Annotated in this window: 22 protein-coding genes and 1 pseudogene; 15 read left to right on the plus strand and 8 right to left on the minus strand. The window is 70.5% G+C overall.

Translation table 11 applies throughout. The annotated features are described in order from the left end of the window. Window positions 1-412: 412 nt before the first annotated feature. Window positions 413-763: a hypothetical protein gene (locus VF106_RS46130; protein ID WP_330846429.1), complete on the minus strand. Its 351-nt coding sequence runs from the start codon at window positions 761-763 to the stop codon at window positions 413-415. A 225-nt stretch (window positions 764-988) separates the two neighbouring features. Between VF106_RS46130 and VF106_RS46135 the strand changes: the two genes are divergently transcribed. The 10 genes from VF106_RS46135 (at window position 989) to VF106_RS46180 (ending at window position 10,252) form a co-directional block, all read left to right on the plus strand. Further along, a complete protein-coding gene (locus VF106_RS46135; RefSeq protein ID WP_330846430.1) occupies window positions 989-2,029 on the plus strand; it encodes a BMP family ABC transporter substrate-binding protein in 1,041 nt (346 codons plus the stop codon). After that, window positions 2,010-3,521, plus strand: a complete 1,512-nt coding sequence (locus VF106_RS46140) for an ABC transporter ATP-binding protein (protein ID WP_330846431.1) — start codon at window positions 2,010-2,012, stop codon at window positions 3,519-3,521. Before VF106_RS46135 ends, VF106_RS46140 begins: the two co-directional genes overlap by 20 nt. Next, entirely contained in the window at window positions 3,518-4,507 is a 990-nt protein-coding gene (locus VF106_RS46145; protein ID WP_330846432.1) for an ABC transporter permease, read from the plus strand. The genes VF106_RS46140 and VF106_RS46145 overlap by 4 nt, the downstream gene beginning before the upstream one ends. A 129-nt stretch (window positions 4,508-4,636) precedes the next feature. Next, window positions 4,637-5,515 carry an ABC transporter permease gene (locus VF106_RS46150; RefSeq protein ID WP_330846433.1) on the plus strand — a complete coding sequence of 293 codons (879 nt, stop codon included), beginning with the start codon at window positions 4,637-4,639 and terminating at the stop codon, window positions 5,513-5,515. Further along, window positions 5,512-6,237, plus strand: coding sequence for a phosphorylase family protein (locus tag VF106_RS46155; RefSeq protein WP_330846434.1), 726 nt, complete (start codon window positions 5,512-5,514; stop codon window positions 6,235-6,237). Before VF106_RS46150 ends, VF106_RS46155 begins: the two co-directional genes overlap by 4 nt. Beyond that, window positions 6,234-7,391 carry an acyl-CoA dehydrogenase family protein gene (locus tag VF106_RS46160; protein ID WP_330846435.1) on the plus strand — a complete coding sequence of 386 codons (1,158 nt, stop codon included), beginning with the start codon at window positions 6,234-6,236 and terminating at the stop codon, window positions 7,389-7,391. The genes VF106_RS46155 and VF106_RS46160 overlap by 4 nt, the downstream gene beginning before the upstream one ends. Continuing rightward, the gene (locus VF106_RS46165) at window positions 7,391-8,371 is read left to right on the plus strand and encodes a translation initiation factor eIF-2B alpha/beta/delta subunit family protein (RefSeq protein ID WP_330846436.1); all 981 of its coding nucleotides are present in this window, start codon (window positions 7,391-7,393) and stop codon (window positions 8,369-8,371) included. The genes VF106_RS46160 and VF106_RS46165 overlap by 1 nt, the downstream gene beginning before the upstream one ends. Continuing rightward, window positions 8,368-9,063 carry an acireductone synthase gene (gene mtnC / locus VF106_RS46170; RefSeq protein WP_330846437.1) on the plus strand — a complete coding sequence of 232 codons (696 nt, stop codon included), beginning with the start codon at window positions 8,368-8,370 and terminating at the stop codon, window positions 9,061-9,063. The genes VF106_RS46165 and mtnC overlap by 4 nt, the downstream gene beginning before the upstream one ends. Next, window positions 9,060-9,653 carry a methylthioribulose 1-phosphate dehydratase gene (mtnB, locus tag VF106_RS46175; RefSeq protein WP_330846438.1) on the plus strand — a complete coding sequence of 198 codons (594 nt, stop codon included), beginning with the start codon at window positions 9,060-9,062 and terminating at the stop codon, window positions 9,651-9,653. Before mtnC ends, mtnB begins: the two co-directional genes overlap by 4 nt. After that, a complete protein-coding gene (locus tag VF106_RS46180) occupies window positions 9,650-10,252 on the plus strand; it encodes a 1,2-dihydroxy-3-keto-5-methylthiopentene dioxygenase (protein ID WP_330846439.1) in 603 nt (200 codons plus the stop codon). Before mtnB ends, VF106_RS46180 begins: the two co-directional genes overlap by 4 nt. Here the strand turns inward: VF106_RS46180 and VF106_RS46185 are convergent. Continuing rightward, entirely contained in the window at window positions 10,209-10,934 is a 726-nt protein-coding gene (locus VF106_RS46185; protein WP_330846669.1) for an ABC transporter permease, read from the minus strand. The two genes, VF106_RS46180 and VF106_RS46185, sit on opposite strands and share 44 nt — an antisense overlap. Window positions 10,935-11,008: 74 nt before the next feature. On the opposite strand from VF106_RS46185, the gene VF106_RS46190 reads away from it, so the two are divergent. Then, window positions 11,009-11,497: a MarR family winged helix-turn-helix transcriptional regulator gene (locus tag VF106_RS46190; protein ID WP_330846440.1), complete on the plus strand. Its 489-nt coding sequence runs from the start codon at window positions 11,009-11,011 to the stop codon at window positions 11,495-11,497. A gap of 498 nt (window positions 11,498-11,995) precedes the next feature. On the opposite strand, the gene VF106_RS46195 is transcribed toward VF106_RS46190, so the two are convergent. Beyond that, window positions 11,996-13,147, minus strand: a complete 1,152-nt coding sequence (locus VF106_RS46195) for an amidohydrolase family protein (protein ID WP_330846441.1) — start codon at window positions 13,145-13,147, stop codon at window positions 11,996-11,998. An 88-nt stretch (window positions 13,148-13,235) separates the two neighbouring features. Here VF106_RS46195 and VF106_RS46200 point away from each other — a divergent pair, with 88 nt between their 5' ends. Further along, window positions 13,236-15,293: a DUF6351 family protein gene (locus tag VF106_RS46200; protein ID WP_330846442.1), complete on the plus strand. Its 2,058-nt coding sequence runs from the start codon at window positions 13,236-13,238 to the stop codon at window positions 15,291-15,293. 34 nt (window positions 15,294-15,327) lie between these two features. Further along, on the plus strand, window positions 15,328-16,653 hold the full coding sequence (locus tag VF106_RS46205; protein WP_330846443.1) for an NAD(P)/FAD-dependent oxidoreductase: 1,326 nt from the start codon (window positions 15,328-15,330) through the stop codon (window positions 16,651-16,653). Window positions 16,654-16,883: 230 nt separating this feature from the next. Here VF106_RS46205 and VF106_RS46210 read toward each other — a convergent pair. Continuing rightward, window positions 16,884-17,333, minus strand: a pseudogene (locus VF106_RS46210) (sigma-70 family RNA polymerase sigma factor); the annotation flags it as partial. A 96-nt stretch (window positions 17,334-17,429) separates the two neighbouring features. On the opposite strand from VF106_RS46210, the gene VF106_RS46215 reads away from it, so the two are divergent. Beyond that, entirely contained in the window at window positions 17,430-17,843 is a 414-nt protein-coding gene (locus VF106_RS46215; protein WP_330846445.1) for a hypothetical protein, read from the plus strand. An 82-nt stretch (window positions 17,844-17,925) separates the two neighbouring features. Further along, entirely contained in the window at window positions 17,926-18,360 is a 435-nt protein-coding gene (locus VF106_RS46220; protein ID WP_330846446.1) for a GNAT family N-acetyltransferase, read from the plus strand. 177 nt (window positions 18,361-18,537) lie between these two features. Here VF106_RS46220 and VF106_RS46225 read toward each other — a convergent pair whose 3' ends face one another. The 4 genes from VF106_RS46225 to VF106_RS46240 form a co-directional block, all read right to left on the minus strand. After that, on the minus strand, window positions 18,538-19,173 hold the full coding sequence (locus tag VF106_RS46225; protein ID WP_330846447.1) for an AAA family ATPase: 636 nt from the start codon (window positions 19,171-19,173) through the stop codon (window positions 18,538-18,540). After that, window positions 19,170-19,574: a nitroreductase/quinone reductase family protein gene (locus tag VF106_RS46230; RefSeq protein WP_330846448.1), complete on the minus strand. Its 405-nt coding sequence runs from the start codon at window positions 19,572-19,574 to the stop codon at window positions 19,170-19,172. Before VF106_RS46230 ends, VF106_RS46225 begins: the two co-directional genes overlap by 4 nt. Before the next feature lie 31 nt (window positions 19,575-19,605). Further along, complete coding sequence (locus VF106_RS46235; RefSeq protein WP_330846449.1) at window positions 19,606-21,645, minus strand: phosphocholine-specific phospholipase C; 2,040 nt, start codon at window positions 21,643-21,645, stop codon at window positions 19,606-19,608. A 90-nt stretch (window positions 21,646-21,735) separates the two neighbouring features. Further along, window positions 21,736-21,963 (minus strand): DUF2630 family protein, encoded by a 228-nt coding sequence (locus tag VF106_RS46240; protein ID WP_330846450.1) that lies wholly within the window; start codon window positions 21,961-21,963, stop codon window positions 21,736-21,738. Window positions 21,964-21,974 lie beyond the last annotated feature (11 nt).

Raw genomic sequence — 21,974 nt, forward strand, 5'->3', positions numbered from 1 at the left:
CAACATCGCCCCAACACTGCGCCGCATGGCCCGCGACATCACCCGAGACCGTTTTCATGATCAACGCCAACACAGATGGTTGCGCAGGCATCCCCCACCCATACCCGGGGGGCCACCCCGAGGCCATCGTACCAAGCCACACCGACAAAACCCCAGGTCGCGGGCCCCTGTGGACAACTTTCGTCGACGAGTCCGAGCGAATGGGACTTTCGTGCGCCCAGGCCGGCGAAGTTCCGCAGGGAGTGCCGATCTCGCTGGCGCTCCGAGAGGTGAACCGCGGGCGGCAGGGGGTGAAGCCCGGGGGTGAGGCGCCGGCCGGCGGGTGAATGGGTGAGCCCGGTCCGCGTGAGAGCACGGGCCGGGCTCGACCTTGTGTGGCGGTTGGGGCGAGGAGGTGTGGCCGGGACGGCGTTCAGCGGCGCTGGCGGTCGGCGAGTTCGGACTGCATGCGGATCAGGATGGCGTGCGCGTCCACGACTTCGTCGGCCAGCAGGAGGTCCGCAGCGAGCCGGACACCGTCGCACTGGGGCCGGACCCGGCAGCTGTCACCGAGGGCCGCGGTGCGCGCCAGCGCGGTGCGGAGGTCGTCGGCCAGGGACTGGGCGTTCGGGGCGCTGTCGGTGTCCCTCAGCCGATCGAGTACCTTTTCCACCCCCACGAGCAACTCGTGGCCGGCGCGTGGTCGGATGTCCGGGGTGGGTGCGGTGACCCGCGGCCCCGGCAAGGGTCTCGGCACGGTTCTGGGTACGGCCTCGGTTGCCATACGGTCCCTCCTCGTCGTTGAGGTTTGCCCACCATTCCCTCGGCAGGAACTGGCCAAACCTGAAGACATTCCAATGGGTGACGGCCCACGTGCGACACCTCCCTTCAGCGAACCTCGACCGACCCGCCAGTGAACGGCATCCCAACTGGTGGGCAGCGTGGTCAAATGCTGAGCGCCGCACATACGGTTGCTCCGGTCGGGTGACACACAAAAGGGGTGGTGCGCATGAAGGCGCGCGTGACGATCTTGCTACTTGCCGCCGGGGTGGGTGCGGCCGGGTGCAACGCGGCGGCGAACTCGCCGTCGAACGGCGGGAACGGCGGGAACGGCGACGGGCCGTCGATCGTGTTGGTCACGCCCAACCCGGTCGGCGTCAACGACTTCCTCAAGCTCGCCGTGAAAGGCGTCGAGGACGCGGCTGCCGCGCACGAAGGCACACAGAACGTTTACCAGAGCACGGATCCCGCATCCATACAGCAGAACGTCGCGGCCGCGGTCCGGGACAAGCCTGACGTGATCGTCGCCGTCGGGTTCAACTTCGCCGACGTGCTCGCGCAGCAGGCCGAGCAGCACCCTGACCAGCAGTTCCTGTTCGTCGACTCGTGCACGGAGAAGCCGTACCCCAACGTCACCTGCGCGGTGTTCCGCGAGTACGAGGGCGTCTACCTCGCCGGCGCCGAAGCCGGTTTGCTCACGAAGACCGGCAAGGTCGGCGCGGTCGTGGCCGTCGACGCCCCGCAGTTCCACCGCTACTCCGATCCGTTCGGACTCGGCGCGCAGAAGGTCAGGGCGGACGCCACACTGTCCCCGCTGTTCATCGGCGGCGCCAACCCGTTCAACGACCCGGGCCGTGCCAAGGAGTTGACCGCGACGCTCGCCGGCCAGGGCGTGGACTACGTGATGGGCGCCGCGTCCGCGTCCGGCAACCTCGGTGTGTTCGAGGCGGCCAAGGAGCACGGGATCTTCGCGTTCGGCGTCGACGCCAACCAGTGCCCGGCGAGCCCGGGTGTCGTGGTCGACAACGTGATCAAGCGCACCGACGTGGTGATCGCCGACGGCGTCACCGCCATCCTCGACGGCAAGCGCGGCGAGACCCGCTCCTACGGGGTCAAGGAGGACGGCATCTCGCTGACCGGCCTGCAACCGGACGTCGCCGCGTCGAAGTGCGTGATCGCGGACCACGCGGACGTCCTTGCCCAGGTGGAGAAGCTGCGGGACGAGATCACCTCGGGCACCATCGCGATCGATGACCCCGCCGCGGCCTGAGGGGGGCGGCACGGCACTCCGGGGAATCGTCAAGCGGTTCCCCGGAGTGCTCGCCAACGACCACGTCGACCTCACCGCCGCCCCCGGCGAGATCCACGCGCTCATGGGGGAGAACGGCGCCGGCAAGTCGACGCTCATGTCGATCCTCTATGGACTGTCGCAGCCGGACGATGGAACGGTCGAGGTCGACGGGCGGCCGGTGTCCTTCGGCTCGGCCGCCGACGCGATCGACGCCGGGATCGGCATGGTGCAGCAGGGGTTCGCGCTGTTCGACACGCTGTCGGTCACCGACAACGTGATCTTCGGCGCCGAGCCGACGCGGCGCGGGCTGATCGACCGGCGGGCGGCCCGCGCGGCCGTCGCCGGACTGATCGAACGTCACGGTCTGCGACTGCGGCCCACTGATCGGGTGGGTGACCTGCCGGTCGGGGTGCGGCAGCAGGTCGAGATCCTGAAGCTGCTGTACCGGGAGGCCCGTGTCCTCATCCTCGACGAGCCGACCGCGGTCCTCACGCCGGCGGAGACCGACCGGCTGTTCGACGTGCTGCGCGGGTTGGCCGCCGAGGGGCGCACGATCCTGTTCGTGTCGCACAAGCTGCACGAGGTCCTCGCGTTGAGCGACAACGTGACCGTCCTGCGCGATGGTCGGGTGACACTGACCTGTGCGACGGCCGACACGGACCGTGCCGCGCTGGCGGCCGCGATGACCGGACGTGATGTCGAGCTGGACAAGGTCTATCCGGTCGGGACTCCTGGCGAGGTCCTGCTGTCCGCACAGGGACTCGTCATGCGCGGACATCCCGGGCTCGACGACGTGGCTCTCGAGGTCAGGGCCGGTGAGGTCGTCGGCATCGCTGGTGTGGCTGGCAACGGGCAGACCGAGCTGGTCGCCGCCATCGCCGGTCTCCGCCAGCTCGACGCCGGCACCGTGACGGTCGCGGGCCGGGACGTCGGCGGGTTCGGGGTGCGTGAGCGGCGTGCGGCGGGTCTCGCGCACGTCCCCGAGGACCGGGCGGAGGTCGGCAGCGCACCCGGCGCCACGCTCGCCGACAACCTGGCGGTCGGTTTCCAGCGGCGGCTCGCACGACGTGGTTTCCTGCGGCGACAGGCGATCCGCGCGCACGGGTCGGCGATCGTCGCCGAGCACGGGGTGCGGGCCGCGAGCGAGACGGTGCCGATGCGCACGCTGTCCGGCGGGAACCAGCAGAAGGCGATCCTCGGCCGCGAGCTGGCACACGACGCGCCGGTCCTGCTGGTCGAGCAGCCGACGCGCGGCGTTGACATCGGTGCGGTCGTGCAGATCCACCAGCGACTCGTGGCATACCGCGACGCCGGGCACGCGGTGCTGCTGGTGTCGGCGGAGCTGTCGGAGATCCGCGCGCTGGCCGACCGGGTGCTCGTGATGTACGAGGGGCGGGTCGTCGCGTCGTTCACCAAGGAGGAGGCCACGTATGAGGCGCTCGGCTTGGCCATGGCCGGGGTGACGTCGTGAGGACTGTGGCTCTCACCCTTGTGGGTGCGCTGGTGCTCGGCGCGGTGTTACTGGCCGCGACCGGCGCGAACCCACTGGACGCGTACTGGGCGATCGTGACCGGCGCGTTCGGCCCGGACGGAATCCAGGACACGCTCGCCTACGCCGTGCCGGTGGTCGGCATGGCCACCGCGCTCGCGATTCCCTTGCGGGCCGGCATGGTCAACCTCGGCGGCGAGGGCCAGCTGGTGCTGGGCGCGATCAGCGCGGTGGCCGTCGGGCTGCACGTGCCGGGCCCGCTCGGCCTGGTGGCGGCACTTCTCGCCGGCGTGCTGGCAGGCGCGCTGTACGCGACGGCCGCCGCCGTGTGCGAGACCCGTTTGGGCGTCCCACTTCTGGTGACGACGCTGCTGCTCAGCTACCCGGCGATGTCGTTCGCGGCGTACCTGGTGCGCTTCCCCATGCGGGACGCGGGGTCGAGCCTGCCGCAGAGCGAGCAGCTGCCACCGGACGTGCGGCTGCCGGCGATGGGCTCGGTCACGGTGGGGGTGTTCCTGATCGTGGCGGCGGTCGCGGTCTTCGCGGTGGTCGACGCGCGGACCCCGGCGGGCTTCGAGGCAAAGGTCACGGGATGGGGGCCGAGGTTCGCGCGGTACGCGGGCATCGACCGGCCCGGGTTGACGGTCCGGCTGCTCGCGTGCTCCGGCGGACTGGCAGGCCTGGTCGGCGCGGTGGTGGTGCTGGGCTTCCCGTACCGGTTCATCGACGGTGCGCTGATCACGCCGCAGTACACGTGGATCGGCCTGCTGGCCGCGCTGCTCGCGACGGCGAACCCACTGGGCACGCTCGCGGCCGCGGTGTTCTTCGCCGCACTGACCAGCGGCGGCTTCGCCATGGAACGGGCGACACAGGTCCCGAGAGAGCTGACCGCGGTGCTCCAGGCCGTACTGATCATCTTCCTGGCCGCGGCGACCGGCCTGCTCCGCAAGAGGAGGAGCCCGGCATGACAGTGCCAGCAGCCCTCAAGGGTGGCTGTCCCATGGGGGGTGTTCCCGAAAACGCAACTCGCAGGGGCCGAACGCGCGACTCGCGGGGGCTGAACGCGCGACTCGCGGGGGCCGGAAGCGAGACTCGCGATGGTTGATGCCGCGCTGTTTTCCTCCGCGCTCGGGGCGCTCACGCCGATTCTCTTTGCCGCGCTTGCCGGGGCGCTCTGTCAGCGCGCCGGGGTGTTCAACATCTCCCTTGAAGGGACCATGCTCGTTGGGGCCTTCGCCGGGGTCGCCGGTAGTTGGTACACCGGCAGTGTGTGGCTCGGGGTGCTTCTCGCCGTCGTGGCCGGGACCGCCTACTCGCTCATCCTTGCCGTCGGGCACGTCTCGCTCGGCGGGGACGCCATCGTGCTCGGGGTGGCCATCAACCTGCTCGCCGTCGGGCTCACGTCCTTCCTCATCCGGACCGTGTTCGGCACCCGAGGCACGTTCAGCGACCCCGCGCTCCAGGGACTACCCGACCTCGATCTCGGCGGCATCCCGGTCCTGTCCGGGCATTCCCTGCTCGTCTACCTGTCCTGGCTCGCGGTGCCGGCGCTCGCGGTCCTGCTCTACCGGCACCCGTGGGGCCTGCGCCTGCGCGGGGTCGGCGAACGACCGGACGCCGCCGCCAGCCTCGGGGTCAGCGTCACCCGCTACCGGTACGGCGTGATCCTGACCGGCGGCGCGCTCTGCGGGCTCGCCGGCGCGCAGCTGGCCCTCGGCAACGTCACCCTCTTCTCCGAGAACATGACCGCCGGCCGGGGGTGGATCGCGGTCGTCGCCGTCATGCTCGGGCGGGCCCTGCCCTACGGGGTGCTCGCCGCCGCCGTGCTCTTCGGGCTCGCCGAGGCGTTCGGGTTTCGGCTGCAGGGCATCGGATTGCCCCAGCAGGCCACCGACGCCGCCCCGTACGTCGTCACCCTCGTCGCGTTGTTCGTCTCCAGCGCGCGGATCCGCAGAACCAGGGAGAGCAGCACATGACCCTGCCCATCACCAAGATCCCCCGAACGGGGCTGCCAGGACACGCACTGGTCGTCGGCGATCCCGAACGGGCCACGGCCGTCGCGAACCTGCTCAGCGACGCCGTCCTCATCGGACAGAACCGGGAGTACCGCAGCTACCAGGGCAACTGGCACGGCACGCCGGTCGTCGTGTCCTCCCACGGGGTCGGTGGGCCGGGGGCGCTCTGCCAGTTCCAGGAACTCGCCGCCGCCGGCGTGCACACGTTCCTCCGGTTCGGCACCGCGGGCGCTCTGCGCGCGGACATCGCCGACGGGGACCTCGTCATCGCCGAGGCCGCGGTTCGCGACGACGGTGTCACCCAACAGCTCGTGCACCCCGAGTACCCGGCGTCCGCCACGGCCGAGGCGGTTCTCGCGCTGACCGCCGCCGCCACCGTCCACCAGGCGCGGGCCCACCGGGGCGTGGTCTGGACACGCGCCGCGTTCAGCCCGATGGTGCGGGAACTGCCGATGCGGGACTACATCGCGGCCGGCGTGATCGCCATCGAGATGGAGCTCGCCACCCTGCTCGTGTTCGCGGGACTCAACGGTCTGCGCGCCGGCGGGGTGCTCGTCATCGACGGGAACGCTACCGTCGACAACACCGACCCGACCTCGTACAACCCGCACCGCCAGGTCGTCGTCGAGGCGGTGGCGCGGGGGAGCGCGGTCGCCCTCGACGCATTGGTGGCGCTGACATGAACTCGCAGGAGAAAGCGGACAAGCTCGTCGACGCCCTCCGTTCCGACGCGGCCGCGCGGGACCTCGCCGGCGCCGAGCCGGAGCACGAGGTCGGGCTGCTCAAGGAGTCCGGGCTCCTCACCCTCCTCATTCCGGCCGAGCACGGCGGCGCAGGCGAGAGCTGGCTCACCGCCAACGCCGTCACCCGCATCGTGTCGGCCGCCGACGCCAACGTCGGGCACCTCCTCGGCTACCACTACCTGCAGCTGTGGCGGGGCGAGCTGTTCGACCGCCCCGACCTCGTCACCCGGCTCTGGCAGGAAACGGTGGCCGGCAACCACTTCTGGGCCGGCGTCAGCAACCCGCTCGACGCGGCGCTGGAGCTGACACCGGTCGACGGCGGGTTCCACCTCAACGGCCGCAAGACCTTCGCCACCGGCACCGCCGTCGCTGACCGGCTCGTCGTCAGCGCCACCCGCACCGACAACGCGGAGAAGCTGACGTTCGTCCTCGACGCGAGGGCACCCGGCATCACCTACCTCCGCGACTGGGACAACATCGGCCAGCGGCTGACCTCGAGCGGCGGCGTCGAGTTCGCCGACGCGTTCCTGCCCGCCGACGACGTGCTCGGGCCACAACCGGAGCAGCAGTCCCCGCGCCTTTCCCTCGCCCCCATCGCGTTCCAGCTGTTCCTCACCCAGATCTACGTCGGCATCGCGGAAGGCGCGCTCATCGAGGCCGCCGACTACACCCGGCACCGCACCCGGCCGTGGTTCCTGTCCGGAGTGGACAACGCGGTCGACGACCCGCACGTCCTGGCCGGCTACGGCGAACTCGTCGCACAGGTCCGGGCCGCGGGCGCGCTGACCGACGACGCGGCCCGCGCGCTCGGTGAGGCGTTCGACCGGGGCGACGACCTGACCGAGGCCGACCGCGCCGAGGCGGCCGTGACGATCTCCGCCGCCAAGGTGGTCGCGACCCGCGCGGTGAACGAGACGACGTCGAAGGTGTTCGAGTTCGTCGGCGCTCGAGGCACGGCCAACAAGTACGCGCTCGACCGCTTCTGGCGCAACGCACGCACGCTCACCCTGCACGACCCGGTCGTCTACAAGGCGCGCGAGGTCGGCGCGCACTTCCTCACCGGGGAGCGGCCGCCCTTCACGGGGTACACGTGATGACCCCGGTCCTCGCCGACAGCGTCCGGCTCACCGACGACGGCGTCGAGATCCTGGACCGCCGCGTGTTCCCGGCTCAACGCGTGTGGGTGCGCTGCGGAGGAGTCGAGGACGTCGCGAAGGCCATCGAGGACATGGTCACCCAGTCCTCCGGCCCGTACTTCGCCGCGCTGTGGGGCATGGTGCTCGCCGCGCGCGAAGCCTCCTCGCTCGGCCCCGAGGAGGCCCGCGCCCACCTCGAACGAGCCGGCGCGCGGCTGATCGACACCCGGCGCACCAACAACCACCTGCGCAAGGCCGTCCACGCCGTGCTGTCCCATGTGGACGGTCAGGCCGGTGACGCACTGGTCGCGGCCGCCCTCGAAGGAGCGCGGGCCGGTGACGAGCGGTACCGGTCCCGCAGCGCCGCGCTGGGCCGGCACACCGCCGAGTTGCTGCCGGACAAGGCGACCGTGCTCACCCACTGCTGGGCCGACCTGTACCTGGTCGAGCTGGTGCGGGCCGCCGCCGACAAGGAGCTCGCGTTCATCTGCACCGAGACCCGCCCGTACCTGCAGGGCGCGCGGCTGACCGCCGAGACGCTGGCGGAGATGGGCGCCGACACCACCGTGATCACCGACGGCATGGGCGCGGCCGTTTTGTCCAGCGGAAAGGTGGACGCGCTCGTCACCGCCGCCGACCGGGTCACCATGGACGGGCACGTGATCAACAAGATCGGCACGCTCGGGCTCGCGGTCGCGGCGAACGCGTTCGGCGTGCCGTTCCACGCGATGGTCCAGGCGCCCGACCGGCTCGCCCCGACCGCGGCGGACGTGCCGATCGAGTACCGCGACGGCACGGAGATCCTGGACCGTCCCGGCATCCGCGGCCTGTACCCGGCCTTCGACATCACCCCGCCGCGGTTCGTGACCACCGTGGTCACCGACCGCGGCCCGTTCGACCCGCTGCTGCTCGCCGACTACTACCGGGAGGTTTCGTGACTGCCGACTGGGTGGTCCTCGACATCGAGGGCACGCTCACCGCGACCAGCCAGGTGCACGTGGTGCTGTACGACTACGCCCGGCCCCGGCTCGGCCCGTGGATCGACGCGCACGGCGACGACCCGGTGGTTCGGGATGCCGTGGCGGAGACCAAGAAGCTCGGCGACCTGCCCGAGGCCGCGAGCACGGACGAGGTGGTCGCGGTCCTGCACGGCTGGATGAACGCCGACCAGAAGATCGCGCCGCTCAAGACGTTGCAGGGCCTGATCTGGGAGAAGGGCTACGCCGACGGTGACCTCACCACCGAGTTCTTCCCGGACGTGGCGCCGAAGCTGCGGCAGTGGCACGCGGACGGGCGGCGGCTCGCCGTGTTCTCCTCCGGGTCGGTCGCCGGGCAGATCGCGTCGTTCTCCCGCACCACGGACGGCGACCTGACCCCGTTGTTCAGCAAGCACTTCGACACGGTCAACGCGGGCCCGAAGCGGGAGGAACCGTCCTACCGGGCCATTGCCGCCGCGCTGGACGCCGACCCGGCGCGGGTCGTGTTCTTCTCCGACGTGCCGGCCGAGCTGGACGCGGCCGGTGCCGCCGGCTGGCAAACCGTTGGCGTGGCACGAAAAGGCGAGCCGTTCGGCGACGCCGACTTCGGCCAGCACCGGAAGATTGGCTCGTTCGACGAGGTCTCACTGTGAGCCCAGGGCAGCAGCTCGCCGACGAAGCGGTCCGCTATACCGCCATGGGCTGGATGCGGGGCACGTCCGGCAACCTGTCGGTGGTGCTGGGCCGGGACCCGCTGCGGCTGGCGGTCACGGCCAGTGGTCTCGACAAGGGCGAGCTGACCGATGTCGACCATGTGGAGATCGACGAGCACGGCGAGCCGGTCGACGGCGGCAACCCGTCGGCGGAGGCGGGGTTGCACGCGCGGATCGCGGCCGTCTCGGGTGCGGGGGCGGTCGTGCACGTTCACGCGCTGGCCCCGGTGCTGGCGGCCGAGCGCTGGCCGGACGGGGTCCAGCTCTGTGACCTGGAGATGCTGAAGGGCTTCGGCCGGCTCGCCCACGACGACCTCGTCACGATCCCGGTCATCCAGAACGGACAGGACATGCGGGTGCTTGGCGACGCGTTCGAACGCGGCTACCGGGCCGACACGCCGGCGCTGATCGTGGCGCGGCACGGGATCTACGTGTGGGGCGCGGACCTGCGGCAGGCCCGCCACCGGCTGGAGTGCCTGGAGTGGCTGCTGCGGTTCATACTCGAAGGAGCGGGAAGGGGAACGTCATGACACTTCTGACTGTGTGGGCCGACGACGAGCCGGACACCGTGCTGAAGCGGACCGACGACGCGGAGGTCATCGCGGACGAGCTGAAGCAGCTCGGCGTTCGGTTCGAGCGGTGGCCGGTGGTGGAGGACCTGCCGGCGAAGCCGACCTCCGAGGAGGTGCTCGCCGCGTACGAGCCGTACGTGTCCAGGGTGGTGGAGAACGAGGGCTACATCCTGGTCGACGCGCTGCACATGACCCCGGAGGACACCGACGAGTGGCGGGAGAAGGCGGCCGAGGCACGGCGGAAGTTCCTGTCCGAACACACCCACGACGACGACGAGGACCGGTTCTTCGCGCGGGGCGCTGGCGTGTTCTACCTGCACATCCACGGCAAGGTATTCGCGGTCCTGTGCGAGGCCGGCGACCTGCTGAGCGTGCCGGCGAACACCACCCACTGGTTCGACATGGGCACCCGCCCGGACTACGTCGCGATCCGGTTCTTCCACGACGACGATGGCTGGGTCGGCAACTTCACCGGCGCCCAACTGGCCTCCGAGTTCGCGGACTTCGACACCCTCATGGCCGTACGAGCTTCTGGCCTGCCACCAGCTCAACGGTGACGAGCACGGCGATGCCCTCGATCGCCAGCAGCGCGATGAGGACCAGGAGCTGCGTCGCGCCCGCCTGTATCGGGGAGCCGCCGCCGAGCAGGATGCCGACGAACGTGCCGGGCAGCGTGACCAGCCCGACCGTGCGGGTCTGGTCGAGCGCGGGCACGAGCGCCTGACCGGCGGTCGGCCGCACGATGAGGCGGGCCGCGTCCTGGTCGGTGAACCCCAGCGCCAGAGCGGCCTCGTACTCGCCGCGCCGCGCGGTCAGCTCGTCGAGCGCCCGCCGGCCGGCGAGGGAGGTCGCGGTCATCGCGCCGCCGATGAGGATGCCGGCGATCGGGATGATGGCCACCGGTGCCATCGGCACCACCCGCGTGGCCAGCAGCAACGCGAAAATGGGCGCGACCCCGCCGGCGATCGAGACCGCCGCCCAGCGCCCCTGCCGTGCCTTGGTGATGCGCCGCGCGGACGTCCACGTCGCAACCCCGAACATGAAAAGCACGAACGCGGCCGTCAACCAGCCGCTCCGCAGCACGAGCACGATGACGAGGCTGACGACGGCAAGCTGGCCCACCGCCCGCACCGCGGCGGTGACCACGGCCCGCCACGACCCGATCCGACCGACCCCGACGACCACGGCCGCGGCCACGATCAGCAGGACGAGTACCGCGGCGAGCTGCCACCCGATCATGACGTTCACGCTCACAAGGTGGCACAAGCGCCGCCGTCACATCGAACGCGCCGCGCATCCATAGGGTGGGGACCATGGACCCGATCGACGTGATCCTCGATCAGTGGCGCCGCGAGCGTCCCGACCTCGACCTGACCCCGATGGGCGTGGCAGGGCGGATCGCGGTGCTGGCCAGGGTGCTGGAGGGTCGCGCGGAGAAGTCGTTCGCCGGACACGGGTTACGGCAGGGCGAGTTCGACGTGCTGTCCGCACTGCGCCGGTCCGGCCCGCCGTACACGCTGATCCCGTCCGAACTGTCGGCGACGCTGATGATGTCGCGGGCCGGCATGACCAACCGCCTCGACCGCCTGGAGGCCGCCGGCCTGGTCGAACGCACACTCGACCAGGCCGACCGCCGCAGTTTCCGCATCACCCTCACACCCGCCGGCCACGAGGTCATCGACGCGGCCATGACCAACCACGCGACGAACCTGGCCAAACTGACCGAAGCACTCACCGAGGAGGAACGAACCGCCACAGCCGAGTCGCTGCGCAAACTACTGGTCACACTGCTCGAGGACTGACACCGCACGAGTGCCCCTTTCGCTCGGACTGGCCAGCGAAAGTTGTCCACAGGGGCTCGCGACCTGGGGTTTTGTCGGTGTCGGTTGGTGCGATGGCCTCGGGGTGGCCCCCCGGGTATGGGTGGGGGATGCCTACGCAACCACCTGTGTTGGCGTTGATCATGAAACGGCTCTCACCACGCCAGCGCCGCCGTCGACCAGCCCCAGCCGGGCACCGGGGGTGGTGAGGACGTGGGTGATCGCGGCGACGGCATGGTCACGGCCGACGAGGTCGGGCACGTCCGGAGGCTCAGGCCATGTCGGGGCGTTGAACCTGTGTGGTGGTTCGCGATAGTGCGGTCCGATGGCGGGCAGAAGCCCGCTTCTCGGGCGGTTCGACCCGGTGGCCGGTTCCCGGATGTCCTGAAGGTCACCCTCCGGACGTTCAGCGTCCTCAAGGGCACCCCCCGAGACATGGACCACCAACGAGCTGGCCCGACCGTCTCGGGACTCCGAGCGCTACTTCGGCCCCACTTGCACTTCGGGACGTCCGTGCGGCAGCGTCAGGCGTGTGCCGCCGCGCCATACGGCCGCGATGGCCGCGGTCGCCGTGATGTCGGTCGTGGGGTCGCCCTCCACCAACAGCAGGTCGGCACGTAGGCCCGGGGCGATGCGGCCGCGGTCCGTCAGGTCGAACGTGGCCGCCGGAATGCTCGTGGCCGCCGCCAGTGCTTGCGTGGGTGTCAGGCCCGCCTGCACCAGTAGTTCCAGCTCCCGGTGCAGGCTGACCCCGTGCTGGGGATGCCACAGGTTCGCGTCCGTGCCGGCCAGCAGGCGGACGCCGGCCCCGGCGAGCATGCCCGTGATCGTCATCGCGTCGTCGAGGTGTAGTGGTGTCGCGGTCTGCGCCGGGTTGGCCTGGCCGCTCGACAGCCACTCCACGTAGACGAGCGTGCTGACCACGAACACGTTCTCCGCCGCGCAGCGGGCCACCAGGTCCGTCGCTTCCTCGGGGGCCGCGTCGAACGGTACGTGTGCGAGCCCGTCGACACCCGCGTCCAGCGCGATCTTCGTGTCCGCCGCGCTCGCCGCGTGCGCGATCACCCTCAGGCCCGCGGCGTGGGCGGCTTCGGTCAGCGCCGCGACCGTGTCCGGGGTGAGCACCGGGAGGTCGGCGCCTGCCGTGGTTCCGTGGTCGATGACCACCTTCAGATAGTCGACGCCCTCGGCGACCCGGGCCGCCACGAACGCCGCCGCGTCGCCGGGACCGGCGACCGTGTCGAACTCGCCGCCCAGCTCGGGTGGCACGTTGGCCATGATCTGGCTCGGGTGACCGCCCGGCGCGGTGGCCAGCACGCCCGAGCTGCGCAGGTCGGCCACGTCGTGCCGGTCCGCCGCGAGCCGCCGCTGCCTGGCCAGGTTGTCGGGCAGGCAGAACATGTCCAGCTCGGTGGTGACCCCGTACGACAGCGCCTGCTCGAGGCTGCCGTCGCTCACGTGCACATGGGCGTCGATCAGCCCCGGCAGCAGCGTGCGGCCGGCGCCGGGCACCGTCTCGTCCACCCGGCCGCCGTCGGGCGTGCCAATCCGGCCGTCCTCGATCAGGACGTCGGCACCGGGCAGGGCCTCTTCCCCGGTGAAGACCCGCACGCCCTGGATGAGAGTACGCACGATCCGCCTCCTAGTTCGATCATTGATAGTTCGATATCAAACTATCACGACTCCAGATGGCGGTTGTCCCTCGTCTTACGATTTCCTCGTGACCCGCGCCTCCGTCGTCGCCACGGTCCTGCTCACCACCGCGCTGACCATGCCGGGGGTGATATCCGCCGACCCGAGGCACGACCTCACGGTCACGGTCGAATCCAACACCCGACCGGAGTTCGTCAGCGGCGGCGACGTTCTCGTCCGGGTCGCGAACGGCGACCGGGTGAGGGTGCGGCGCAACGGGCTCGACGTCACGTCGAGCTTCACGGCGCAGCCGGACGGATCGCTGCTCGGCGTGGTGCGTGGCCTGCGCGACGGGACCAACACGATCAGCGCGTCGGCGGCCAGGAACCGGCACGCGCACGCGCGCGTGGTGAACCACCCGCGCTCCGGCCCGGTGTTCTCCGGCCGGCAACAGCTCCCGTTCTTCTGCCAGACCGAGGCTTTCGGCCTCGCGCCGGCCCAGCAGCCGCTCTGCGAGGCGCCGACCGTGGTGCGATTCGTGTACCGGTCGACGGCCGGCACGTTCAAACCACTGCCCGCCACCACGCCGGCCGACCTCGCGACCGCGACCGTGCAGGGCCGAACCGTGCCGTACGTCGTGCGGGTGGAGACCGGCGTGATCGACCGGGCCGTGTACCAGCTGGCGGCGCTGTCCGACGGGACCGACCCGTCACCGGTCGCGCCCGAGACCGGCTGGAACGGACGGCTCGTCTACCACTTCGGCGGCGGCTGCAACAGCGGCTACCGGCAGGGCGGCACCGCGGCGAACGTGCTGGAGGACCTCTTCCTGTCGCAGGGGTACGCCGTCGCGTCGTCCTCGCTCAACGTGCTGGACAACAACTGCAGCCCCATCATCTCCGCCGAGGCGGCGATGATGGTCAAGGAACACTTCCTGGAGACCTACGGCCCGGCCAGGCACACCATCGGCTGGGGCGGCTCCGGCGGCGCGATCCAGCAGTACGACATCGCGGACGCCTACCCGGGCATCCTCGACGGGATCATCCCCGGCATCTCCTACCCCGACCCGCTGACGGTCACCGGCCCGGTCACCGACTGCGGACTGCTCAACGCGTTCTTCACTCGCGGGGGTTTCACCGCGGAGCAGCGACGTGCCGTGTCCGGTTACGTCTCGTACAGCACGTGCGTGTCGTGGGGCGTGACGTTCCTCAGCCGCACGACGGCGACGGGCAGCTGCGAGCCGATCATCCCGGTCGAGATCCGGTGGGACCCGGTGACCAATCCGGACGGGCTGCGGTGCAGCGCGGCCGAACAGTGGGTGAACCAGCTCGGCCACGACCCGAGGAACGGGTTCGTGCGGGCGGTGCTGGACAACGTCGGCGTCCAGTACGGCCTGGCCGCGCTGGAGTCCGGTCAGATCACACCCGCTCAGTTCGCCGCACTGAACGCCGGTATCGGCGGTTACGACTTCGCGGGCCGCCCCGTGCCGACCCGCACCTCCGCCGACCCGCGCGCGCTCGCCGCCGCCTACGCCGCCGACCTGGTCAACAGCGCGGGGCTCGGCCTGCGGCACACGCCGATCATCGACCAGCGCACCTACCTGGACCGCATCCCGATCGCGGACATCCACACCGCGGAGATGTCGTTCGTGATGCGCGACCGCCTGCGCACCGCCAACGGGACGTCCGCCAACCAGGTGATCATCGCGTCGTCCGCGGACCCCGCGCAGGCCGGCGCCGCGGCCGCGTACCAGCTGGACGCGATGGACCGCTGGCTGACGGCCATCGGCGACGACACCTCCCGGCGCGACCGCGCGGCGAAGGTGATCGCGAACAAGCCAGCCGACCTCGCGGACGGCTGCTTCGTCTCGGCCACTGAGCGGATCGTCGAGCCGCTGACCTACCCGTCGAGCGGCCGCTGCGGTCAGCTGTACCCGGTCGCGGCCAACCCCCGCCTGGTCGCGGGCGCGAAACTCGGCATGAAGACGGTCAAGTGCCGCCTCAAGCCACTGGACTTCCGCGCCTACCCGGTGACGTTCACCGCGGCCGAGAAAACGTTGCTGCGTCAGGCTTTCCCGACCGGCGTGTGCGATTACACCCGCAGGGGTGTCGGGGAGCGACCCGCCAGGGGGACGTGGCAGACCTACTAGTTTCGCCCCCGTCCGGTCGGGTAACGCTGGCCGCATGGGTTCGAACCGAGTTGTGATCGTCGGAGGTGGGTTCGCCGGGTTCGAGGCGGCCCGCTCACTGCGCAAGGCGGTGCGGAAAGCCGGTCGCGACACCGAGATCGTCCTGGTGAACCCGACCGACTACTTCCTCTACCTGCCGCTGCTGCCCGAGGTCGCGGCCGCCGTCGTCGACCCGCGCCGGGTGACCGTGTCACTGCCGGCCGCGTTGAAGGGCGTCCGGCTCGCGCTCGGCACGGTGCACACGCTCGACATCGACGGCAGGAAGGTCGGCTACACCGACCCGGAGGGCGGCGAACACACCCTCGACTACGACCGGCTGGTGCTCGCCGCCGGCAGCGTCAACAAGCTCCTGCCCATCCCCGGGGTCACCGAGCACGCGCACGGCTTCCGGGGCGTGCCGGAGGCGCTGTACCTGCGCGACCACGTCATCCGCCAGATCGAGCTGGCCGCCGCCACAGACGACCAGGGCGAACGCGACGCGCGCTGCACGTTCGTGGTGGTCGGGGCCGGCTACACGGGCACGGAGGTCACCGCGCAGGGCCCGCTGTTCACCTCGGCCGTCGCGGCCCGGCACCCCGAGCTGCGCGGGCAGCGAATCCGCTGGCTGCTGCTCGACATCGCGCCGAAGGTGCTGCCCGAGTTGCACCCGCGCCTGTCCCGCACAGCGGACAAGGTGTTGCGTGACCGTGGGGTCGAGGTCCGCATGGGTGACTCCGTCGCGGAGGCCACCTCCGGCGGTGTGCGGCTCAAGAGCGGTGACTTCGTGCCGACCCGCACGCTGGTGTGGTGCGTCGGCGTCCGGCCGGACCCGCTGGTCGAGGACACGGGGCTGGAGACGCGGAAGGGCCGGTTGGTCACCGACCCGACGCTGGTCGTGCCCGGCCATCCAGAGATCTTCGCCTGCGGCGACGCGGCGGCCGTGCCCGACCTGACCCGCCCCGGCCAGCTGACCACGATGACCGCGCAGCACGCGTCACGCCAGGGCAAGCTCGCGGGCCGCAACGTCCTCGCGTCGCTGACCGGTGAGCCGCTGCGCCCGTACAAGCACCACGACCTTGGCTTCGTCGTCGACCTCGGCGGCACCCAGGCCGCGGCCAACCCGCTGCGGATCCCGCTGTCCGGCTTCCCCGCGAAGGTGGTCACGCGCGGCTACCACCTGGCGGCCATGCCGGGCAACCGCGTCCGCACGGCCGTCGACTGGCTACTCGACGCCGTGTTGGGGCGCCAGTCCGTACAGCTGGGCCTGGTCCGCGGGCCGCACGTGCCGCTCGACACGGACAGCCCGGAGCTGCCGAGGACGCCCGGCGTGGAACGCGGCTAGGGGGTCACCGGACCGTCGGGTGTCGCGGCGGTGTGACTCGAGGGAGGCTCGCTGGTGCTGGCGCTCGATGGCTCGCTGGTGCTGCTGCTCGTCGGCTCGGACAAGGAGTCGCTGGTCGGCCTCGGGTTCGTCGTCTCCGAGGGCACGGCCGGTTCGACCGGCTGGGGCGGCGTCGCGGACCCGCCAAGACCGAGGATGATCGCGATGATCGCCGCCACCGTGGCCGCCGCCGCGATCGCGGTGAAGTGCGGGCCTAGCCGTTTGCGGAGCGTGGCCAGGCCGCGTGCGCTCTGACTCTTCACGGTCCCCGTCGACAGGCCGAGCTCCTCGGCGGTCTCCTCGACGCTCATGTCGTGCAGGAACCGCATCACCAGCACTGCCTGCTGCTTGGGCGCCACACCGGACAGGGCGTCCAGCACGAGCGACCGGTCCTCGAGCCCGTGCGGGGCCGTGCCGAGCTCGGGCAGGGCGTCGGTCAGCCGCTCCTTGCCGCGCCACGGGCGCCGGTACTCGTTGAGGAACGTCCGCTCCACGACCTTGCGGGCGAACGCGTCGATCCCCCGCTCGTGGTCGAGGCGAGGCCAGACCCGGTACAGCTTGAGCAGCGCCATCTGTGTGATGTCCTCGGCCTGATGCCAGTCATGGCACAGCGAGTACGCGGTCAGCCGCAACGACCGCATGCGCGTGCCGAAGTACCGGGCGAACTCGTCGTCCCACGGCGAGCCCGGCCCGGTACCTCGTTTCACGATGTCGACCGTCACTTACGTGCGGGCTCCGTGCTGGACGTCGGGGAGTCCACCCTCGAACTGGTCGGCTCCGGCCGCTGGCTGGTCGGCTCCTCGGTCTGGCTGCTGGTGGGCTCCGCAGGCCGTTCGCTGGTCGGTTCCGGCCGCGAGCTGGTCGGCTCGTCGCTGGTCGGCAACGGCTGTGAACTGGGTGATTCGCTCGTGGCCTCGGGCTGTGAGCTGGTCGGCTCGTCGACCTGGGAGCTCGTGGGCTCCGGCGCCTGGCTGGTCGGCGGCTGGCCAGAACCCCCGTCCGCCGCCGCGGCCATCGCCGTTCCCGTGATCGCTCCGCCGACTACCACCAGGCCCGCGACGGCCAGCCCGATCCGTGTCCCTCGACCTAGCACCTGTGTGTCCTCCTCGTGGGTGGCGCGACCCGGTGCCGCGCTCTTCGCGGGTTCATAGGCGCGGCGGCGGCGGAAGGTTGCATCGAATTTCGCAAGATCTCGCGAAGGTTCGCGGCCACCTCGTGTGAGGATGACGTGCCATGATCGAGATTGGTTGCCTCCGTGCCGAGGACCGTGCCGCCTGGGAAGTGCTGGCGCGCGGCTACAAGGACTTCTACCGCACCGTCGTGCCTGATGAGGGCTATGAGGAGACCTGGCAGCGGCTACTGAACGGCACGGAGTTGCACGGTGTCGGCGCCTGGTTGGACGGTCAGCTCGTCGGCATCGCGCACTACCTGTTCCACGCCGCGGTCTGGTCAGCGGACTCCTGCTATCTCCAGGACCTGTTCGTCGACGAGAAGGCACGTGGCCACGGCGCCGCGCGGGCCTTGATCGAACGGGTGGCCGAGGAGGCACGCACGCACGGCGCCACCCGCCTGTACTGGCAGACCAAGGAGGACAACGCCACCGCACGTGCCCTCTATGACAAGGTGGCCACCTTCCACGGCTTCATCCGCTACGACTACACCCTTTGAAGCAGCCGGAGTGCGGCACGCTGTTGGGGCAGGGCGGCCTCGCGACGCGTGGTCTCGCCTCTTGCCGTGGTGTCCTGAAGGATGCCGTTCGCGACATCGGTCACGTCGTGAGAGCGTCCTTCAGTCCGCGAAAAGCGAGACCCGGCGAACCCTCGCGGTCACCACGCTCGGTCGTGTTCAGTCGAAGCGGATGTGTTTCACGCTCGTCCACGACCGGCGGAGGTAGCCGCCGACGGGGCCGTCCCTGTTCGGGCGCAGTGTCACACCGACGGTCTTCGCTATGTGGTCGGCCACCTCTCGTACGGGGAGGGTGTCCGTCCACACGTGTTCGGCGAACTGCTTGTCCTGTAGGCGCTCCAGACAGATGTCCAGTTTGGACACCGCCCAGCTGTCGCGGCGCAGTGGGGCGTCCTTACCAGCCAGGAGCTGCAGTACGTGGCCGAAACCTCGTTCGCGCAGGCGTTTCAGCACAGTTTCCCTGCGTGCCAGCAGTGAGAAGTGGTGGACCTCATGGCCCATGGTGCGTAATCGATCGACTGTCTCCTCGAAGTACGTGGGTTCTATCACCGTCATGGGGGCGATGACCGGCCCCCGGTTCTGGCGCAACGCCAGGTGCAGGACCTCGACGACGGCCGTCCGCCACGACGTCAGGTCCTGGAAGTCGCCGCGTAACGCCGGCGGCAGCATTCTGCGCAGCCCGAAGCCGGCGTGCTCCGGATCGCAGACGACGCTGCCCGGCAGTCGACGTGACAACTCATGTGCCGTCTGTGTCTTGCCGCCCCCGAAGGGACCGTTCAGCCAGATCAGGGTCACGCGCGTGCCAGCGCCACCACCGGGATCCGACGTTCGCCTTTCTGCTCGTGGTCAAGGAAGAACGGGTACAGGGCCGTGATTTCCGCCCATAAGCGCTCCCGCTCCTCACCGGCGAGTTCCGTTGCCGTCGCGGTGTACGACTCGTCGCCGATCTCCACCCCGACCGTCGGGTTCGCGCGCACGTTGAAGTACCAGTCCGGTGGTTTCCGCGCGCCCGCGTTGGACGCCATCACGAACACACGGTCGCCGCTGGGGTGGAACATCATCGGCGTCGTGCGTTGCCGGCCGGAGCGCGCTCCCGTGGTGGTGAGCAGCAGCAGCCGCTCGCGGTGCATGCCCTCGATCTCGCCGCCCGCGCGGAACTGCTCGATCACCTTTCGGTTGACTGCCTGCATGTCCATGCCGGCCACAGTAGACCCGAGGACCGACAGTTCAGGCGGTCAAACCAGGGTGGCCGTTCTCGACGCGGCCCGTCAGGCGGCGGCGGAAGTCCGGTGCCGTTACTTCCAGGTCATACCAGCCATGGTCGGTCGCCCACGTGAGTGAACGGCGTTGTCCGCCCCGGAGCCGCACTGACGAGGTCCGGTTGCCATATCGCAGGGCGTGAACCCTGAGCGTGACGGTGGCGCGGCCGTAGTTCACGAGTTCGAGTGACCCGTCGCGGAAGATGACATCCACGGGCAACGTGCCTGACAGCTCGTACCAGAAACGGTTGGGGCCGGACACCACGACCTCGTCGAACGACGCGGGCACCCGCACCACCGACCGCGACGTCACATCCACGTGCACGGGCGCCATCGTCGCCCCGCCGTAGGTGTACACCGCGAAGTGGCACGATCCCGAACCGTCGTCGCCCAGCGTCAGCGCCAGTTCCGTCCCGGCGAGCCGCGTCGACACCCACGGCCGGTACGGCAACGCCCGCGCCGGCCGCCGGCCGGGTTCCTGCGTGGGCATGGACTGTGTCGTTGGCGGAGCGGGTCGCCAGCGGGACACCGGTGCCGGCACCGGGCCCGGCCGGTCGAGCGATGGCGCCCGCGAGTCTCCCGAGAAGTCGAACGCCGAGGTCAGGTCCCCGCACGCCGCGCGCCGCCACGCGCTGATGTTCGGCTCGGCGACCCCGGTCCACCGTTCGAGGAACCGCAGTACCGACGTGTGGTCGGCGACCTCGGAGCACACGTGCCCACCGACGGTCCACGGCGACACCACCGTCATGGGCACCCGGGGCCCCAGGCCCAGCGGTTTGCCGTCGTACCAGTCGTCCGTGGCCGACGTCGGCGGCACGGGCGGTGGCACGTGGTCGAAGTAGCCGTCGTTCTCGTCGAAGTTCACGAACAGCACGGTCTTCGACCAGGTGTCCCGGTCCGACGCCAACACGTCCAGCACCTGGTAGATCAGGTTGGCGCTGCCCACCGGCGTCGACGCGCCGGGGTGCTCGGACAGCGCGGCGGTCGGCACGAGCCAGCTCACCGCGGGCAGCCGCCGCGCGTTGATGTCCGCCTTCAGCCGCGACACCAGCGTGTCCGGCTCGCTGCGGTACATGGCTAAGTCGAACAGCTCCCGCTCCGCGGGCGGCAGGGCGGCGCGGCCGGCCGCGAACTGCGACAGCGCGGTCGCCCGGTCCACCGCGGACATGTCGAACAACGCGTAGTAGAACTCCTCCGTCGTCCGGTACTTACCGTCCACATGCGACAGAATGCGCCGGCCGATCTCCTTGAACGGCAGGAAGTACTCGACCGCGTTGTCGGTGAAGTTGTCCCACTCCTGGTAGATCCGCCACGAGACGCCTTCCGCCTGCAGCCGCTCCGGGTAGGTGGTCCAGTCGTAGCCGGCGTGGTCGTACGAGTAAGCCGCGTTGGTGACCGCCCGCGCCGTCGAACCCGGCTCGTAGCCGGTGGTGCCGGTCATCAGGAAGTTGCGGTTGGGGTTCGTGGAACCGTTGATGCTGCAGTGGTACGCGTCGAGCAGCGTGAACGTCTCCGCCAGCTCGTACTGCAGCGGGATGTCCTGCCGCTCGTAGTGCGTCATCGTGGCCGCGCTCTTCGCCGCCACCCACCCGTTGTGCCAGCCACCGGCCCACGCGGCGCTCGCGTCCGCCCAGCCGTGCGGCAGGTCGCCGAGGTACTGGATGTCCGACGCCGGCCGGTTGGCCAACTCGGCGGCCTCACGCACCGAGAACGGCAGCACCTCCGAGGCGCCGGCCGGCTGCCGGAACACCGAACGCCCGTCCGGCTGCCGCAGCGGGTCGTGGTCGCCGAAACCACGCACGCCGCGCAGCGTGCCGAAGTAGTGGTCGAAGGACCGGTTCTCCTGCATCAGCACGATGACGTGCTCGATCGCCCGCAGCCCGCCCTTGCGGACCGGCGTGTCGGCGATGGCCGCGTGCAGGGACGGCGGCAGGAGTGAGCCGACCACGGCGGCACCGCCTGCCGCGGTGGCGGTGGTGAGCAACCGGCGCCGCGAGATCTGAGCCATGGCGGGATCCTGCACGGTGGCGCTGAACACCGGGTGTCCGGCAGTGGCCTGCCGGGGCAACAGTGTCGGATCGACCCGCGACGAGACCGGCTACTGCAGGTAGCCCTCCACCACGCCCTCCGACCGGGGTTGTGCGTCGTCCGGGTTCTCGCCGGCCGAGCGGCGGGCGCGGCGCTGGCGCAGAAGATCCCAGCACGTGTCCAGTTCGACGTCGATGGCCTTCAGGCGGTCGTGGTCGGGGGTGTGACCGGCGCGCTCCAGCGCGTGCTCCTCGTCGATGAGGGCGCTGATGCGGCCGGCTATCTCCTTGTCGTTCATGGCTACATGCT

The sequence above is a fragment of the Actinophytocola sp. genome, from assembly GCF_036378875.1.
GTDB lineage: Bacteria > Actinomycetota > Actinomycetes > Mycobacteriales > Pseudonocardiaceae > Actinophytocola.